The sequence below is a fragment of the Pseudomonas palleroniana genome (assembly GCF_022836895.1).
GTDB classification, from domain to species: domain Bacteria; phylum Pseudomonadota; class Gammaproteobacteria; order Pseudomonadales; family Pseudomonadaceae; genus Aquipseudomonas; species Aquipseudomonas palleroniana.
On record NZ_CP092411.1, the window covers coordinates 1,386,498 to 1,403,690 of the forward strand.

Annotated in this window: 12 protein-coding genes; 5 read left to right on the forward strand and 7 right to left on the reverse strand. The window is 60.8% G+C overall.

All coding sequences use genetic code 11. From position 1 onward, the window contains the following. Positions 1-12: 12 nt before the first annotated feature. Together MJP36_RS06295 and yjiA are read left to right on the forward strand one after the other, a co-directional pair. Positions 13-210, forward strand: a complete 198-nt coding sequence (locus tag MJP36_RS06295) for a YbdD/YjiX family protein (RefSeq protein ID WP_003194308.1) — start codon at positions 13-15, stop codon at positions 208-210. Positions 211-362: 152 nt separating this feature from the next. Next, on the forward strand, positions 363-1,322 hold the full coding sequence (yjiA, locus tag MJP36_RS06300) for a GTPase (protein WP_244385051.1): 960 nt from the start codon (positions 363-365) through the stop codon (positions 1,320-1,322). A 183-nt stretch (positions 1,323-1,505) separates the two neighbouring features. Here the strand turns inward: yjiA and glyA are convergent, their stop codons facing one another. After that, on the reverse strand, positions 1,506-2,759 hold the full coding sequence (glyA, locus tag MJP36_RS06305) for a serine hydroxymethyltransferase (protein WP_060752305.1): 1,254 nt from the start codon (positions 2,757-2,759) through the stop codon (positions 1,506-1,508). A 158-nt stretch (positions 2,760-2,917) separates the two neighbouring features. Further along, a complete protein-coding gene (locus MJP36_RS06310; protein ID WP_279613750.1) occupies positions 2,918-6,769 on the reverse strand; it encodes a sensor domain-containing protein in 3,852 nt (1,283 codons plus the stop codon). A gap of 284 nt (positions 6,770-7,053) precedes the next feature. On the opposite strand from MJP36_RS06310, the gene ettA reads away from it, so the two are divergent. Beyond that, positions 7,054-8,718, forward strand: coding sequence for an energy-dependent translational throttle protein EttA (gene ettA, locus MJP36_RS06315; protein ID WP_060752303.1), 1,665 nt, complete (start codon positions 7,054-7,056; stop codon positions 8,716-8,718). A gap of 350 nt (positions 8,719-9,068) precedes the next feature. After that, positions 9,069-10,406 carry an NADP-specific glutamate dehydrogenase gene (gene gdhA / locus MJP36_RS06320; protein ID WP_244385052.1) on the forward strand — a complete coding sequence of 446 codons (1,338 nt, stop codon included), beginning with the start codon at positions 9,069-9,071 and terminating at the stop codon, positions 10,404-10,406. Here gdhA and MJP36_RS06325 read toward each other — a convergent pair. The 5 genes from MJP36_RS06325 to MJP36_RS06345 all read right to left on the reverse strand — a co-directional run bounded on the left by MJP36_RS06325 (position 10,403) and on the right by MJP36_RS06345 (position 14,435). Continuing rightward, positions 10,403-10,900 (reverse strand): GreA/GreB family elongation factor, encoded by a 498-nt coding sequence (locus MJP36_RS06325; protein WP_060752301.1) that lies wholly within the window; start codon positions 10,898-10,900, stop codon positions 10,403-10,405. The genes gdhA and MJP36_RS06325 overlap by 4 nt on opposite strands. 70 nt (positions 10,901-10,970) lie before the next feature. After that, the gene (locus tag MJP36_RS06330) at positions 10,971-11,327 is read right to left on the reverse strand and encodes a hypothetical protein (RefSeq protein ID WP_244385053.1); all 357 of its coding nucleotides are present in this window, start codon (positions 11,325-11,327) and stop codon (positions 10,971-10,973) included. A gap of 226 nt (positions 11,328-11,553) precedes the next feature. Beyond that, positions 11,554-11,859: a chorismate mutase gene (locus MJP36_RS06335; RefSeq protein WP_244385054.1), complete on the reverse strand. Its 306-nt coding sequence runs from the start codon at positions 11,857-11,859 to the stop codon at positions 11,554-11,556. Between the two features lie 142 nt (positions 11,860-12,001). Then, positions 12,002-13,855 (reverse strand): Lnb N-terminal periplasmic domain-containing protein, encoded by a 1,854-nt coding sequence (locus MJP36_RS06340; protein WP_244385055.1) that lies wholly within the window; start codon positions 13,853-13,855, stop codon positions 12,002-12,004. A gap of 91 nt (positions 13,856-13,946) precedes the next feature. Continuing rightward, positions 13,947-14,435, reverse strand: coding sequence for a DUF3015 domain-containing protein (locus tag MJP36_RS06345; RefSeq protein WP_060752297.1), 489 nt, complete (start codon positions 14,433-14,435; stop codon positions 13,947-13,949). A 270-nt stretch (positions 14,436-14,705) separates the two neighbouring features. Here MJP36_RS06345 and MJP36_RS06350 point away from each other — a divergent pair, with 270 nt between their 5' ends. After that, the gene (locus MJP36_RS06350) at positions 14,706-17,144 is read left to right on the forward strand and encodes a Lon protease family protein (RefSeq protein ID WP_198762440.1); all 2,439 of its coding nucleotides are present in this window, start codon (positions 14,706-14,708) and stop codon (positions 17,142-17,144) included. Positions 17,145-17,193 lie beyond the last annotated feature (49 nt).

Here is a 17,193-nt window from a genome sequence, read left to right on the forward strand (position 1 = left end):
AGGGTTGCAACCATGTTCAATGACATCAGTCGCCTCGGTAAATACCTCGGTCAGGCCGCGCGCCTGATGGTCGGCATGCCCGACTACGACACTTACGTCGAGCATATGCAAACCAAACACCCGGACAAACCGGTGATGGACTACAAGGCGTTCTTCCGGGAACGCCAGGAGGCCCGTTACGGCGGCAAGGGTGGGCCCAAGTGCTGCTGACCCGTTAATTCGGGTTGGCGGTGATTCTACTGTGGGAGGGGGCTTGCTCCCGATAGCGGTGTGACAGTCGACGAATGTGTTAACTGAAGCACTGCTATCGGGAGCAAGCCCCCTCCCACATTTGTTTATGTATTGCTTCAGGAGAATTGCGCTTGTCCTCTCCCATTCCAGTCACGGTCCTCAGCGGTTTCCTGGGCGCCGGCAAGACCACCTTGCTGCGGCACCTGCTAAAAGCCGAGCACGGCCTGAAAATCGCCGTGATCGAAAACGAATTCAGCGACGCCGGTATCGACACCCAACTCCTGGGTGATGAGCCGGTGCAAGTCATGACCCTGTCGAACGGCTGCGTGTGCTGCACCATCCACACCGACCTGACCAAAGCCCTGTACCTGCTGCTGGAACGTCTGGACAGCGGTGAGATCGCCTTCGACCGCCTGGTGATCGAATGCACCGGCCTGGCCGACCCCGCGCCCGTCGCCCAGACGTTTTTCATCGACGAAGAACTGCGCGAGCGCTACATCCTCGACGGCATCATCACCCTGGTGGACGCCGCCCACGCCGAACATCACCTGACCCAGACCATCGCCCAGGCCCAGATCGGTTTCGCCGACCGCCTGCTGGTGAGCAAGCGTGATTTGGTGGATGACGCGACGTTTGACGCCCTGAGCCAGCGCCTGACCCGCATCAACCGCCGTGCGCCGATTCGTGTGGTAGACCATGGCGCCATCGATCTGGCCGAACTGCTCGATGTTCGCGGTTTCAACCTCAACGCCGGCATGACACTGCGCCCGGTGAGTGCCGCGCCTTCCATCGACCGCATCTCAAGCCTGGTGCTGCGCACCGACCAGCCGCTGGATATCGATCGTCTCAGCGCGTTCATGAACGAATTGCTCGAAGATCACGGCAAGCAACTGCTGCGCTACAAAGGCGTGCTGAACATTGCCGGGGAGGATCGACGCCTGGTGTTCCAGGGCGTGCTCAAGCTGTACGGGTTCGATTGGGATACCGAATGGGCCGAGGACGAGGCGCGGGAGAGTGTGATCGTGTTCATTGCCGATGAGTTGCCGGAACAGAAAATTCGCGACGGGTTCCAGCAGGTTTACCAATCCTGACTTGAAATACAGGCAACTGTGGGAGGGGGCTTGCTCCCGATGACGGGGTGCCAGGCAGTTATCTATCACTGACATACCGCCAATCGGGAGCAAGCCCCCTCCCACAGTTGATGGCATTTCATATTCAAATTGGCATAAAAAAGCCCGGCTCTGGAGCCGGGCTTCTTATTCAAACCACTGCAATCAAGCGCCGTATACCGGCAGCTTTTTGCAGATGGCCTTGACCTTCTCACGGACCGCGTCGATCACGGCTTCGTTGTTCAGGTCAGCCAGGATGTCGCAGATCCAGCCGGCCAGTTCCTTGCACTCTGCTTCCTTGAAGCCACGAGTGGTCACAGCCGGGGTGCCGAAGCGCAGGCCGGAGGTGACGAACGGCGAACGTGGGTCGTTCGGTACCGAGTTCTTGTTCACGGTGATGAAGGCTTTGCCCAGGGCAGCGTCAGCATCTTTACCGGAAATGTCCTGCTTGATCAGCGACAGCAGGAACAGGTGGTTTTCAGTACCGCCGGATACCACGTCAAAGCCGCGGTCGATAAACACTTTGGCCATGGCCTGGGCGTTTTTCACCACTTGTTGCTGGTAAGCCTTGAACTCAGGCTGCAGGGCTTCCTTGAAGCAGATCGCCTTGGCCGCGATCACGTGCTCCAGCGGGCCACCCTGGGCGCCTGGGAAGACGGCGGAGTTCAGCTTCTTCTCGATGTCGGCGTTGGCGCGAGCCAGGATCAGGCCGCCACGTGGACCGCGCAGGGTCTTGTGGGTGGTGGTGGTGACCACATCAGCGTAAGGCACCGGGTTCGGGTAGACGCCTGCGGCGACCAGGCCCGCCACGTGGGCCATGTCGACGAACAGGTAAGCGCCGACTTTGTCAGCGATAGCGCGGAAGCGTGGGAAATCCAGGATCTGCGAGTAGGCAGAGAAACCGGCCACGATCATTTTCGGCTTGTGTTCAACCGCCAGGCGCTCGACTTCGTCGTAGTCGATCAGGCCGTTGGCATCGATACCGTATTGAACGGCGTTGTACAGCTTGCCGGAGGAGGAAACGCTGGCGCCGTGGGTCAGGTGACCGCCGTGGGCCAGGCTCATGCCCAGGATGGTGTCGCCGCCTTGCAGCAGGGCCAGGTACACCGCGCTGTTGGCTTGGGAGCCGGCGTGCGGCTGGACGTTGGCGTAATCGGCACCGAACAGTTCTTTGGCGCGATCAATCGCCAACTGCTCGACCACGTCGACGTACTCGCAACCACCGTAGTAGCGCTTGCCTGGGTAGCCTTCGGCGTATTTGTTGGTCAGAACCGAACCTTGAGCCTCCATCACCGCAGGGCTGGTGTAGTTTTCCGAAGCGATCAGCTCAATGTGCTCTTCCTGGCGCTGAGCTTCTTGCTCCATGGCGGCGAAGAGATCGGCGTCGTACTTGGCAATAGTCAAATCACGGCTGAACATGGCGGTCCTCAAGGATCGGGGGGCAGAAAAGGAAGGCATTCTAACTCAATGGGTTTTAGATGGCATATGAAAGGACATCATGTCGCGGACAAGTGGGGCTCATCCACGGATCAGCGGTGCCATTGTGTGGGAGGGGGCTTGCTCGCGATGAGGCCAGTTCAGTCGAACATGAACAGCGCATCATTGCTGAACTGCGCCTCGAACCGGTTGGCCGGCATCGGCCGCCCAAACAGATAACCCTGCACCTCATCACAGCCATGCTCACGCAGGAAGTCCAGTTGCTCGTGGGTTTCCACGCCTTCGGCGATCACCGCCAGGTTCAGGCTGTGGGCCATGGCGATAATGGCGCGGGCGATCTGGGCATCCTGTTCGCCTGACGGCAGGCCGTCGACAAAGGTACGGTCGATCTTCAGTACGTCGATGGGAAACTGCTTGAGGTAATTGAGCGACGAATAGCCGGTGCCAAAGTCATCCACCGCAATGCTCAGGCCCAGGTTTTTCAGGCCGGCGAGGATTTGCAGGGCTTCGTTGACCTCGCGCATCAGGATACTTTCGGTCAGCTCCAGCTCCAGGCACGCCGGCGGCAGGCCCGTGTCCTTGAGGATGGTGGCGATGCGTTCACCCAACTGGCCATCCGAGAACTGCCGCGCCGAGATGTTCACCGAGACTTTGGGCACCCGTACCTTGTTGTGGTGCCAGGTCTTGAGTTGACGGCAGGCTTCACTGAGCACCCAGTCGCCCACATCCACCACCAGGCCCAACTCTTCCAGCACCGGGATGAAGTCCCCCGGTGGCACCAGGCCGCGACGGGGGTGGCGCCAGCGCAACAGGGCTTCGGCGCCCGTCAGGCGTTTGCCGTCGCCGCTGAATTGCGGTTGGTAATAAAGTACGAATTCGTTCTGCTCCAGCGCGTGGCGCAAGTCGCTTTCCAGCTCCAGGCGCTCCAGGGCGCTGGCGTTCATGTCGGCCTGGTAGAACTGGAAGTTGTTCTTGCCGCGCTCCTTGGCGTGATACATCGCGGTGTCGGCATTTTTCATCAGCTGGCTCAGCTCGTTGCCGTCCTGCGGGCTCAAGGCGATGCCGATACTGGCGGTCACGAAAAACTCACGGCCTTCCAGTACAAAAGGCCGCACCAGGCTGGCGAGAATCTGCTCGGCCACCGTGATCGCACGGTTCAACGCCATCTCACGGCTGACCCGCGGTTGCAGGAGCAAGGTGAACTCGTCGCCGCCCATGCGTGCCACGGTGTCGTCCTCGGCGACACAGCCCAGCAGGCGGGTGGCCATTTCCTTGAGCATGCGGTCGCCGGCGGCGTGGCCCAGGGAGTCGTTGATCGGCTTGAAACGGTCGAGGTCGAGGAACATCAGCACCACCCACGACTTTTGCCGCTCGGCCGACTGCAACGCGGTATGCAGGCGGTCCTGGAACAGCGTGCGGTTGGGCAGGTGGGTCAGGGCGTCGTAATACGCCAGGCGGTGGATGCGTTGTTCGCTGGCCTTGCGCTCGCTGATATCACTGAAGAAGCACACGTAGCTGGCCAGGTCGCCTTCATCGTCGAACACGGCGGTAATGCCTACCCAGGCCGGATAATGTTCGCCGTTGCGACGCTTGAGCCACACTTCGCCTTCCCAGGTGCTGTGCTGGTGCAACTGCTTGAGCACGTAGCGCAGGTGAGCTTCCTGTTGTTCGTCGACGGTGAGCATGTTGGGCAACTGGTCGAGCACATCCGCCACGTCATACCCGCTGACCCGGCTGAACGCCTCGTTGGCCTGCACGATATAACCCGCCGGGTCGGTAATCAGGATCGCCGACGTCGAGTGTTCGAATACCGTGGCCGCCATGCGCAGGTCTTTCTCCGCGCGGCGTTGCTGGCTGATATCGCGGCCCACGCCGAGGATGCCTTCGAACGCGCCGTGCTCATCCCACACCAGCACCAGGCGCAACTCGATCGGCACCTTGCGGCCATCGGCGCGCAGGCAGTCGAACAGGAACAACTGGGTCTGTACTTCATCGCGCAGGGTATTCAGGGCGTCGGCATCACCCAGGGCACGGCTGACTTGCTCCATCAGGGTATAAATGCCGGTCAATTGCTGCGGGTTGGCGATAATCGACTGCCAGCCGTTCTTGAACACCCAGTCCACGTCATACCCGAGCACGGCGTTGACCGACGGGCTGATGTAGTTGAGGGCCAGTTGGCTGTCGGTGGAGCAGATCACGTCACTGATGCTCTCGGCCAGCATGCGGTAGCGTTGCTCGCTGTCGCGCAGGGATTCGCTGGCTTCGATCTGGTCGGTAATGTCCTTGGCCACGCCGATGATCCGCGTGACCACTGCGCTCTTGTCGCGTGCCAGGGCTTGCTCGCGGATATCGAAGCGCCGCCATTGGTTATTGCGATGGCGAAAGCGCAGCTGGCATTGCAATTGGGTCGAATAACCGGCCTGGCGCTGTTGCTGGCGCAGGTCGTGGTAGTACTCGGCGTCTTCGGGGTTCAGCAGGATTTCCCAGAAATACTCACCCATTTGCTGCAGTTCGGCCTTGTTGTAGCCCAGGGTGTGGCCTAAATGGTGGTTGCTGAAGATCATGCGCTGGCTGATGACGTCCTGCACATACAGGTGGTCGGGCACGGTGCGCACCACGTCCGACCAGAAGCTTTCGCGCTCCACCAGCGACAGCTCGATCAGCTTGCGGCTGGTGATATCGCTGATGCTCAGGATCACCGCATTAAAATCGTCCTGCTGCTCCGGCAGGCGCATGACCAGCCACAGGTATTGCTCGTTGCCGGCCAGGTCCTTGCAGCGGATTTCCAGCTCCAGCTGGTTCTGGTGAGTGCGCAACGCTTCGAGTATCTGGTGGCCGATGGACGTGGCGTTGTCCGGGCAGTCATTGATCAACCGCTGCCAGGCTTCCTCGCAGGACGACACGTTGAGCAGGCGCACCGCAACCTGGTTGACCTCGGTGATGCGTAACTCTTTGAGCAACTGCTTGTGCCCGTGGGGGTTGTCCTGCAACCAAAGATTCAGTTGCTCGCGGGTCTGCAGGTAGGGTTTGTCAAAAAAGCTGTTGAGGCCCGACAAGTCCAGCACGCACAGGGCCACGCCGGTGCCTTCGAAAATGTCCTGATAGCGCCGCCGGCCTTCATGCACCTGGCGTTGGCGGCGACGCATGTTCAGCAGCACGATCACCGGCACCAGCGAGAAGGCCAGGCCCAGCAGGCATTTGCCGATAAACGCCGGCAGCAGTTGCTCCAGCACCGCACTGCGGTCGAACAGCCCGCGCAATTGCCAGTCGCTTTTGCTCAAGGGCGTGACCAGCACGCTTTTATCCAACTCGTCCGGGGTCAGCGCAGCAGGCCAGTGAGCCGGCATTCCACTGTCACGGCTGACCACACGCTGGTTCAGGCGATTCTCGATCGCCCACATCGGGCGCGGCCCCTGGCCGTCCTGGGGCGTGAGGTTGGTCAGGTAGCCGGGGGCAAGGCGCAAGGCCCAATACACCTTCGAGCCGCCGCTGGGCTGGTGCAGCAGCAGATAGATGAGGGTGCCGTCCTTGTTGTTGCTCAGGTAATAGGACTGGGAATGGCTGCGCTTGACCAGTTCTTCCAGCCAGGCACTGTCCTGGCTGTCACTGGCGGTATCGCTGATCATCACGCCGCTGGGCGCGAGCAGGGCGAAGCTGCGCAGCTCCGGCAAGGAGCGCTGCAAGCTGCGCATCAAGACCTGTTGCTGCTCGGGAGTGCTTGGCGGCTCGACGATGGGCAGCAGGTTGAGGGCGATCTGCGCGCTCAGGGCCATGTTCAGGCTGATCTGTTCAGCCAGGTCGGCACTGTAGTCGATGGTGTACTGCTGCTGGTTTTTCTGGTTTTGCTGCAGTTGGTCCAGCAACTGCCAGAACAATAGGGCGAGCAGCATGAGGACAAGCGTCGCCAACGCGCCTTTGAGGGTGCCGTGCAGGGGCGCTCCCGGCGCAATATGAGCGGCGCGCAAGGGAGTTGGCGGCGTGACTTTGGACAAGCTGTGATCCTGCGGTTTGGCTGGACTGGCGCGCGACGTGCACTATAAGCCGGACGCCCGAAGGGCGGCTAGCATGCCTTGAGTTGTGGCAAAGTGCCAGTCCCGCTTGGCTGGACTGACCAAGCGCATTGAGGTAGCTTTGCCGGTTACGCGGGGGCGTTCCAGCCCCAGACATTCAGGCTTTTTCCGCACGCAGGCATTGATTTCCGTCAACGGCCCGCGTGGCGCATGGCCTGCACGGGCTTCGCCCGCTTAATCCATCAGTCACTGACGCTAGGTTTACCATGGCTCAATACGTCTTCACCATGCATCGGCTGGGAAAAGTTGTTCCGCCGAAGCGGGAAATCCTGAAAAACATTTCGCTGTCCTTCTTCCCTGGCGCCAAGATCGGCGTGCTCGGCCTCAACGGTTCGGGTAAGTCCACGCTGCTGAAAATCATGGCCGGCGTCGACACCGAGTTCGAAGGCGAAGCCCGCCCGATGCCGGAACTGAACATTGGCTACCTGCCGCAGGAGCCGCAACTGGACCCGGCCAAGACCGTGCGTGAAGTGGTCGAAGAGGCCGTCAGCGTGATCAAGGACGCCCAGGCGCGCCTGGACGAGGTCTACGCCGCTTACGCCGAACCGGATGCCGACTTCGACAAGCTTGCCGCCGAACAGGCCAAGCTCGAAGCCATCTTGCAGGCGGGCGATGGCCATAACCTGGAGCGCCAGCTGGAAGTCGCCGCCGATGCGCTGCGCCTGCCGGCGTGGGACGCCAAGGTCGAACACCTGTCCGGTGGTGAAAAGCGTCGCGTGGCCCTGTGCCGCCTGCTGCTGTCGGCTCCCGACATGCTGCTGCTCGACGAACCGACCAACCACCTGGATGCCGACTCCGTCGCCTGGCTGGAACACTTCCTTCACGATTTCCCGGGCACCGTGGTTGCGATCACGCACGACCGCTACTTCCTGGACAACGTTGCCGGCTGGATTCTGGAACTCGACCGCGGCGCCGGTATTCCTTACGAGGGCAACTATTCCGGTTGGCTGGAAGCCAAGTCCGAGCGTCTGGCCGCCGAATCCAAGCAGCAATCGGCCCACGAAAAAGCCATGAAGGAAGAACTGGAATGGGTGCGCAAAGGCGCCAAGGCCCGCCAGTCCAAATCCAAGGCACGTCTGCAACGCTTTGAAGAAATGCAATCGCAGGAATTCCAGAAGCGCAGCGAGACCAACGAGATCTACATCCCGGCCGGCCCGCGCCTGGGTGACAAGGTCATCGAATTCAAGAACGTCACCAAAGGCTATGGCGACCGCGTGTTGATCGACAACCTGTCGTTCTCCATGCCAAAAGGCGCGATCGTCGGCGTTATTGGTGGTAACGGTGCGGGTAAGTCAACGCTGTTCCGCATGCTGATGGGCAAGGAGACACCGGACTCCGGGAGCATCGAGATCGGCGAAACCGTGCAGCTTGCCTGTGTGGACCAAAGCCGCGACGACCTCGACGGCAGCAAGACCGTGTTCCAGCAGATCTCCGACGGTTCCGACCAGATCCGCATCGGCAACTATGAAATCCCGTCGCGTACCTACGTGGGGCGCTTCAACTTCAAGGGCGGTGACCAGCAGAAGTTCGTCAAGGACCTGTCGGGTGGTGAGCGCGGTCGCTTGCACCTGGCCCTGACCCTGAAAGAGGGCGGCAACGTGCTGCTGCTCGACGAACCGTCCAACGACCTCGACGTTGAAACCCTGCGTTCCCTGGAAGAAGCCCTGCTGGACTTCCCGGGCGCCGCCATTGTGATCTCTCACGACCGGTGGTTCCTTGACCGCGTCGCGACCCACATCCTGGCGTACGAAGATGACTCCCAAGCGGTGTTCTTCGAAGGCAACTACACCGAGTATGAAGCGGACCGTAAAAAGCGCCTGGGCGAAGCAGCTGCCCAGCCGCACCGTGTGCGGCACAAGAAACTGGCCTGATTCGGCGGGTGGATAAAGGAACGGAGCCTTCGGGCTCCGTTTTTTTTTGCTTTTTTCCAGGGGGACTGAGGTGGATTCGTTCGCGAGCAAGCCCGCTCCCACATTCGACCGCATTCCAAAGGCTGGAACCCAATCAAATGTGGGAGGGGGCTTGCTCCCGATAGCGCTCCAACTGTTGGTGCGTGCTCCAGGTTGAAATCACTTTTTTGGTGCAAATAAGCCCAGTTATTTATATCCAATGCACCATTTAAATTCACAAAGGCGACATTTTGCGCTTTTCAGGTGCGATATGAATTGTTAAGGTCCGGGTCAAATCGACCCTGATTACAATAAAATTGCCGAGACTTTTCATGATCGAATCCGTCGAATCCTTCCTCGCTCGCCTCAAGAAACGCGACCCCGACCAGCCGGAATTTCACCAAGCCGTGGAAGAGGTCCTACGCAGCCTGTGGCCGTTTCTTGAAGCCAATCCCCACTACCTGACGTCGGGCATTCTCGAGCGCATCTGTGAGCCGGAACGCGCCATTACCTTCCGGGTGTCTTGGGTGGATGATCACGGCAAGGTCCAGGTCAATCGCGGGTTCCGCATCCAGATGAACAGTGCCATCGGCCCCTATAAAGGCGGCTTGCGTTTTCACCCGTCGGTGAACCTCGGCGTACTGAAATTCCTCGCCTTCGAACAGACCTTCAAAAACTCCCTGACCTCGTTGCCCATGGGCGGCGGCAAAGGCGGCTCGGACTTCGACCCGAAAGGTAAGAGCGATGCCGAAGTCATGCGTTTCTGCCAGGCCTTCATGAGCGAGTTGTACCGCCATATCGGCGCTGACGTGGACGTACCCGCCGGCGATATCGGCGTGGGTGCGCGTGAAATCGGCTTCCTGTTCGGCCAGTACAAGCGCCTGAGCAACCAGTTCACCTCCGTGCTGACCGGCAAGGGCATGACCTACGGCGGCAGCCTGATCCGACCTGAAGCCACCGGTTTCGGTTGCGTGTACTTCGCCGAAGAAATGCTCAAGCGCGACGGCCAGCGCGTTGAAGGCAAGCGCGTGGCCATCTCGGGTTCCGGCAACGTCGCGCAATACGCGGCGCGTAAGGTGATGGACCTGGGCGGCAAGGTGATTTCCCTGTCCGACTCCGAGGGCACCCTGTACGCCGAAAGCGGTTTGAGCGAGACGCAATGGTCGGCGCTGCTGGAGCTGAAAAACGTGCAGCGCGGTCGCATCAGTGAGCTGGCTGAACGCTTCGGCCTGGAATTCCGTAAGGGCAAAACCCCTTGGGAACTGGCCTGCGATATTGCCCTGCCGTGTGCCACCCAGAACGAACTCGACGCCGAGGCCGCCCGTACCCTGCTGCGCAACGGCTGCCTCTGCGTGGCCGAAGGTGCCAACATGCCAACCACGCTGGAGGCAGTGGATATCTTCATCGACGCGGGCATCCTGTTTGCGCCGGGCAAGGCGTCCAATGCTGGTGGGGTGGCCGTGAGTGGCCTGGAAATGTCGCAGAACGCCATGCGCCTGTTGTGGACCGCCGGTGAGGTGGACAGCAAGCTGCACAACATCATGCAGTCGATCCATCACGCCTGCGTGCACTACGGCGAAGAAAACGGCCGGGTCAACTACGTGAAGGGCGCGAACATCGCAGGCTTCGTGAAAGTGGCCGACGCGATGCTGGCCCAAGGCATCGTCTAAGCCTCGGGCTCGATACGCATCACTTCGATCAACTGATCGCCGACGGGGCGTTTCCACAGCACCTCGTCGCCCACTTGGGCGCCCAGCAATGCGCGGCCCAGCGGCGAGCCCCAGTTGATCAAATGGGCGTGGGCATCGGCCTGGTCTTCTCCGACCAGTTGAATGCGTTGCTGCTCGTCTTGCTCATTGGCAAAGGTCACCCAACTGCCGATCTGCACCTTGTCGGTCGACAAGGCGGGAGGCACCACCTGAGCGCTCTGGACGCGTTGGTTGAAGTAACGCAAATCCCGCTCAAGGTCGGCCTGGCGCTGTTTGTCGGCCTGCTCGCCCTTGGCGGCTTCGGCGCTGTACGCGTGCTGCAATTGCGCAACCCTGGCCTGCAACTGCGCCAGCCCTTGGGCGGTAAGGCGATTGGGCTGGCCGCTGACCTGACGCTCCACCGGCTGGTCGGCCTGGGCGGCGGCGCTGTCTTCATTAACAAAAGCTCGGCTCATGACATTCTCCCTCTATGGAGCTTGGGCCATGTTCGCCGCGCTTTAGTTTCGGCGGATGTCTGAAAGCGACCTATTGCGAGCGATAAGCCCGGGCGGCGTCGCGGTCCTTTTCCTGCTGCCAGGCGCGCTCACGCTCGTCCCAGTGGTTGTCCTTGTAGTCACGCAGCTCTTCGTTCTCACGCATGGCCTTGCACTGGCGAAAGCCATCTTCCCAGCCCGCGGCGTATTCGCGGTCTTTCAGATAACGCGGCACGTTCTTGCGAAACTCCCCGGTGATCACCCCGGCAGCCTGGCGCCCGCTGCTGCAGCCATCATCGAAGCCATCGGCAAAGGCCGGTGGATAACCCTTGGCCAGCAACTCTTGATGGGTGGACTGGCAACCCGACAACCATACTGCCGCACACAGCATTACCGCATACCGCCACATCGCTTGCTCCCTGGCCGTTTCACGGCTGATAGGGGAAGTCTAGAAGGGAATTTGTCGGGGCGGCGTGAAAGGGGTGTGAGAACGGTGTTGGGTTAAAGGGCGTTGGGTTAAAGACCTGCACTGCCCGTGTGGCGAGGGAGCTTGCTCCCGCTGGGGCGCGAAGCGGCCCCAAAAGATTGGGACTACTGCGCAGTCCAGCGGGAGCAAGCTCCCTCGCCACAGAAGTTTATTGTGTAGGGTTGCTCGTCAGCGCCGCATGCTCCGCCAATTCCTGCTCGATAAACGCCCCAATCATCGCGCGATACACCTGTTCAGTGACTTCAGGGTTGGCGCCCACGGTCTGCGATAAACCTCTTACCTTGGCGATCACCTGTTCAACCCGCTGGGGCGCCTTGACGCCATCGGTGTCTTTTTTGAAGCGTGCGGCCTGGGAGACGTAGCGGCCGCGCTCGGCCAGCAGGGTGACGATTTGTTGGTCGAGGTGGTCGATGTGGGTTCTGACTTCTTCGAGGGTGGTGCAGGTAACAGCCATGTTGGTTGAGCTCCTGAATGGGCGGGCGATGCGATGTAGCTGAATATACGCGAGCCGAAATGTGGGAGGGGGCATGGCATCAGTCAAGTAGCCAGTGACTGACACACTGCTATCGGGAGCAAGCCCCCTCCCACACCTTGAATCAGTAGTGGTACCACTTCACCTCAAGCATCACTTCATTCATCGGCGTCGACAGGTGGCTGTACTCGCGCTGCGCACTCAAGCGTAATCCGAGGTTACGTGACAACTCCCATTGCTGGTTCAGGCTGATACTGCGCCGCACTTCACCATTGGTGAAAAAATCCCCCTTGGCTTCCAGGCTCAGATTCCCCAACGGATTTTTCCACAGCACGCCGGTGTTGAACCCGGCTGCAGGGGAGATGGCTTCGCTGAAGTCATTGTTATGCTCCACACGTACGGTGCCGAGGGCGAAGCCGAGCATGTCGTCACTCAGTTGCCAGGTGCTGCCGGCGCCACCGTTGACGTGGGCCACCAGGGTTTGGTCGTCGTGCTTGCCCGGCACGCGTTCCAGGCCGCCGGTGACTTGCCATGACCAGGGTTGCAAAAGGGCGTTGCGCGGGGTCAGGGAGCGGATGGTGGCGAGGTCCAGTTGCTGCAGCTGCCAGTGGTTGCCTTCGTACTGGCGCAGTTTCATTTGCAGGATTTCGATCTGTGCACCAAGCGGGAAGCCTTCGGCGTTGTCGTTGAGGTCGTGGTAGGCCATGCGCAGGCCGTATTCGCCGAAGGTCTTGCTGCCGCGTGTGCCGACACCGGCCTGCCAGGTGCGTGACTCATGGCCGTTCTCGGGCAGGCCGGGGCGTTCGATCTTGAGGTCGGGCGCCGGGTTCTGGTTGATGGCGCGCAGCAGTTCGAAGCTGCGCTGGGAGCGTTCGGTGTCGCGCTCCAGGCCATTGGCGCGGTAGCGACCCAGGCGGTAGGCCGCGTCGATGATCAGCGCCTGGCGCTCGCGGGGCAGGGCTTTGAAGGCCGGCGCCTGCAATTGCTTCTGGTCGTCGCTGATTTTCAGCACCCATTGCTGTTCATCGCCATCCAGTGGCTTGGCGCGCTCCAGCAGCTCGCGCTCGCGGGACGGGCGATAGTCGATCTTCTCGACCAACCCCGCATCCTTTACCGCCTTGACGGTGTCGGTTGGAATGGCGGTCAGCGGGAATTGCTCCGTCAGGCGCAAGCCGGGGCGGGCCACTTGCAGCAGCTCCAGCAGGCGATACGAGCAGTTTTCGTCGAAGAAAAAGTAGTCGAACTGGATCTGCTTGAGCTCCCACACGTGCTCGACCATGCGTTCGGTTTCGACCTGGGTCAGGTTAAGGCGGTATTCCCACAGGTCGCGGTTTTCGAGGCTGCGGTACTCCGAAAGTTTTTCCTGGTAAGGCACCAGCGCGAACAGGCCGGGATAACCGCCCATCAGGCCCTTCCAGGCATAAAGAATGCTGTTGTCGGAGCCTTCGATATAGGCGCCGAAGTTGATTGCATAGCTGAGCAGGGCGGTGTTGTTGCTTTGCACGTCAGCCTGGTCGATGCGCAGCAGCGTGTGACCGAACATTGACGACGGGCTGTTGAGGTAGGCCGCCGGGAAGATCATCACGGCGCTGTGGGGCGCGACGTCTTTGAACCATTGCTTGAACTCAGCGCAGTCCACGGCGGGCAGGTCGGTCAGGTGCAACTGGTCCTTGAGCCAGCGGGTGCGTGCGGGGTACACGCATTGGGCGTGTTTTTCACCCAGGCTGGCAGGTTGGTACAGCGCCTGGACGGTGGCCTTGAGTTCGGCATCCGGGTGGTGTGCGCCATCGGCAGCAATGAAGAATTTCTTGTCGCTGACATAACTGCGCCAGCCGCTGATTTTGCCGGCTTCGTAATGGCCCAAAGATAGCCAGAACGGGTCGTTGGCCAACTGCTGCAAACGTTGATCATCAATAGGCGCGGCCGCATACAGCGGGGCGCAAGCGAAGAGTGCCAACCAGGCAAAGCGTTTGAGCATAGGGGCAACTTAAGTCGGAATAAGTGAGACCCAAAGGGGGGCGGGTCCAAAAAATAAGGCCCGCGTCTCGCAAGACGCGGGCGGGTCGAGCTTAAGCTTGGGTCGCGTATTTCGCCAAGCGGGCATCGCCTTTCAGTACAGCGAGGGTGTTGGTGTGCACGTCGTCGGCGGTCACGTCAGCTTTGCTGAAGATCTGCTGGAAGTGCTCGTGGGTCACTGCCGCAAAGTGCTCGCGGTCCTCAGGGGCTACGCCCAGTACCACCGCGTAGGTGGTCAGTGCTTCGCCATTGCCTTTGGCCATGTCTTCGGACAGCTCGTTCATCATGCCATTCATGGCAATCCAGGACTTGCCGCCGTAGGTCAGCTTGCTGTTGGTGTTACAGCCGTTGGTGCCCGAGGTCATGCCGAAGGTGGCGTTACCCGAGGTGCCGTTGGTGGTCGACGCGAGGAAGTGCGCCGGAGTACCGCGCTGGCCTTCGAACAGCATGTTGCCCCAACCGCAGTTCGGGCCGCCTGGTGCTTCTGCCATAGCATTGAGGGAGACAACGGTGAAGAGAGTACCAAGAAGGATCCGTTTCATAGCTTTGTTCTCTTTGTGTGCAAACCAATGGACAAGGGGTTCAGGCGCTTCGCAGCGCCCTAAGGGGCCAGTTATTAGTCCAACCCGCGCAGTTTGGAGTTTAGGCATGATCCTGGGGTTCCGTTATTTTTTATAAAACAATCGGCCTTATCGCGATTTTTTTTGCAGGGCGCCTACCGCAGCGCAGCTTTCCCAACGGCGCGCCTTGCCATAGCGCGCAAGCGAGAGCCAGAATGCCGTCATCTGCCCCGCCTGATGTAAGGAAGCCCGATGCCTGATCCTGTTGCTGCCAGCTTGCGTCTAGCGCCCGAAGCGCTGACTCGCCCTTTCTCCGCTGAACAGTTCAGCTTCTCGACCACCAATGATTTGGAGCCTTTTCGCGGTGTGCTTGGCCAGGAACGTGCGGTCGAAGCCTTGCAGTTCGGTGTGGCCATGCCACGCCCCGGTTACAACGTGTTTGTCATGGGCGAGCCCGGTACTGGCCGCTTTTCGTTCGTCAAACGCTACCTGAAGGCCGAAGGCAAACGCCTGCAGACCCCGGCGGACTGGGTCTATGTGAATAATTTCGATGAGCCGCGCGAACCGCGCGCCCTGGAGCTGCCAGGCGGCGCCGCCGCAGCGTTCATCGCCGATATCAACGCTCTGGTCGACAACCTGGTGGCGACTTTCCCGGCGGTCTTCGAACACCCGACTTATCAACAGCGCAAAAGCGCCATCGACCGCGCCTTCAACCAGCGCTACGACAAGGCGTTGGACGTCATCGAACGCCTGGCCCTGGAAAAAGACGTAGCGCTGTATCGCGACAGCTCCAACATCGCCTTCACGCCGATGCTCGACGGCAAGGCGCTGGACGAAGCCGAGTTCTCGCAATTGCCGGAAGCCGACCGCGAGCGCTTCCACACGGACATTTCCGAGCTGGAAGAACGCCTCAACGAGGAGCTGGCCAGCCTGCCGCAGTGGAAGCGTGAGTCGAATAACCAACTGCGCCAATTCAACGAAGAAACCATCACCCTGGCCCTGCAGCCATTGCTCGCTCCGCTGTCGGAAAAGTACGCGGAAAACGCCGCCGTCTGCGGTTACCTGCAAGCCATGCAGGTGTACCTGCTCAAGACCGTGGTCGAGCAACTGGTGGACGATGCCAAGACCGACGCCCAGGCCCGCAAGCTGCTCGAGGAGCAATACTGCCCGAGCCTGGTGGTGGGCCACCCGACCAACGGTGGCGCGCCGGTGGTTTTCGAACCGCACCCGACCTACGACAACCTGTTCGGTCGTATCGAATACAGCACCGACCAGGGCGCGCTCTACACCACTTATCGCCAGTTGCGCCCGGGTGCCCTGCACCGTGCCAATGGCGGTTTCCTGATCCTTGAAGCGGAAAAAATGCTCGGCGAGCCGTTTGTGTGGGACGCGCTCAAGCGTTCCCTGCAATCGCGCAAGTTGAAGATGGAGTCGCCCCTGGGCGAGCTGGGCCGCTTGGCCACCGTGACCCTCAACCCGCAGATGATTCCGTTGCAGGTCAAGGTCATCATCATCGGTTCGCGCCAGCTCTACTACGCGTTGCAGGACGCCGATCCGGACTTCCAGGAGATGTTCCGCGTGCTGGTGGACTTCGACGAAGACATCCCGATGGTCGACGAAAGCCTGGAGCAGTTCGCCCAATTGCTTAAAACCCGCACGTCAGAAGAAGGCATGGCACCGCTGACGTCGGATGCGGTGGCGCGCCTGGCCACCTACAGTGCGCGGCTGGCGGAGCATCAGGGGCGTTTGTCGGCGCGGATTGGCGATTTGTTCCAACTGGTCAGCGAAGCGGACTTCATTCGCCATCTGGCGGGTGACGAAATGACCGACGCCGGCCATATCGAACGTGCGCTCAAGGCCAAGGCCACGCGCACCGGGCGTGTGTCGGCGCGGATTCTCGACGACATGCTCGCCGGGGTGATCCTGATCGACACCGCCGGTGCAGCCGTCGGCAAGTGCAACGGGCTGACAGTGCTGGAAGTCGGCGATTCGGCCTTCGGCGTGCCGGCGCGGATTTCCGCCACGGTGTATCCCGGCGGCAGTGGCATCGTCGACATCGAGCGTGAAGTCAACCTCGGCCAGCCGATTCACTCCAAGGGCGTGATGATCCTCACCGGTTACCTGGGCAGCCGGTATGCCCAGGAATTCCCGCTGGCGATCTCGGCGAGTATCGCGCTGGAGCAGTCCTACGGTTACGTGGACGGCGACAGCGCGTCCCTGGGCGAGGCGTGCACGTTGATTTCGGCGTTGTCGAAAACGCCGCTCAAGCAGTGTTTTGCGATCACCGGTTCGATCAACCAGTTTGGTGAAGTGCAGGCGGTGGGCGGGGTCAACGAGAAGATCGAAGGCTTCTTCCGCCTCTGCGAGGCCCGTGGGTTGACCGGCGAGCAAGGGGCGATCATTCCCCAGGCCAACGTCGCCACGCTGATGCTCGACGAGAAGGTATTGCAGGCGGTGCGCAACGGCCAATTCCACATCTATGCCGTGCGTCAGGCGGATGAGGCCTTGAGCCTGCTGGTGGGCGAGCCCGCCGGCGAGCCGGATGCCGAAGGGCAATTCCCGGAAGGCAGCGTGAATGCGCGAGTGGTTGAGCGCCTGCGGGCGATTGCGGAGATGATCAGCGAGGAAGACCTGAAGGAAGCCGAGAAAGAGCTGGCACAGCAAGCGCTGGCTGAAGCCAAACCCACCTGAATTTGGGTTTGACGCGGCAAGTGTGGGAGGGGGCTTGCTCCCGATAGCG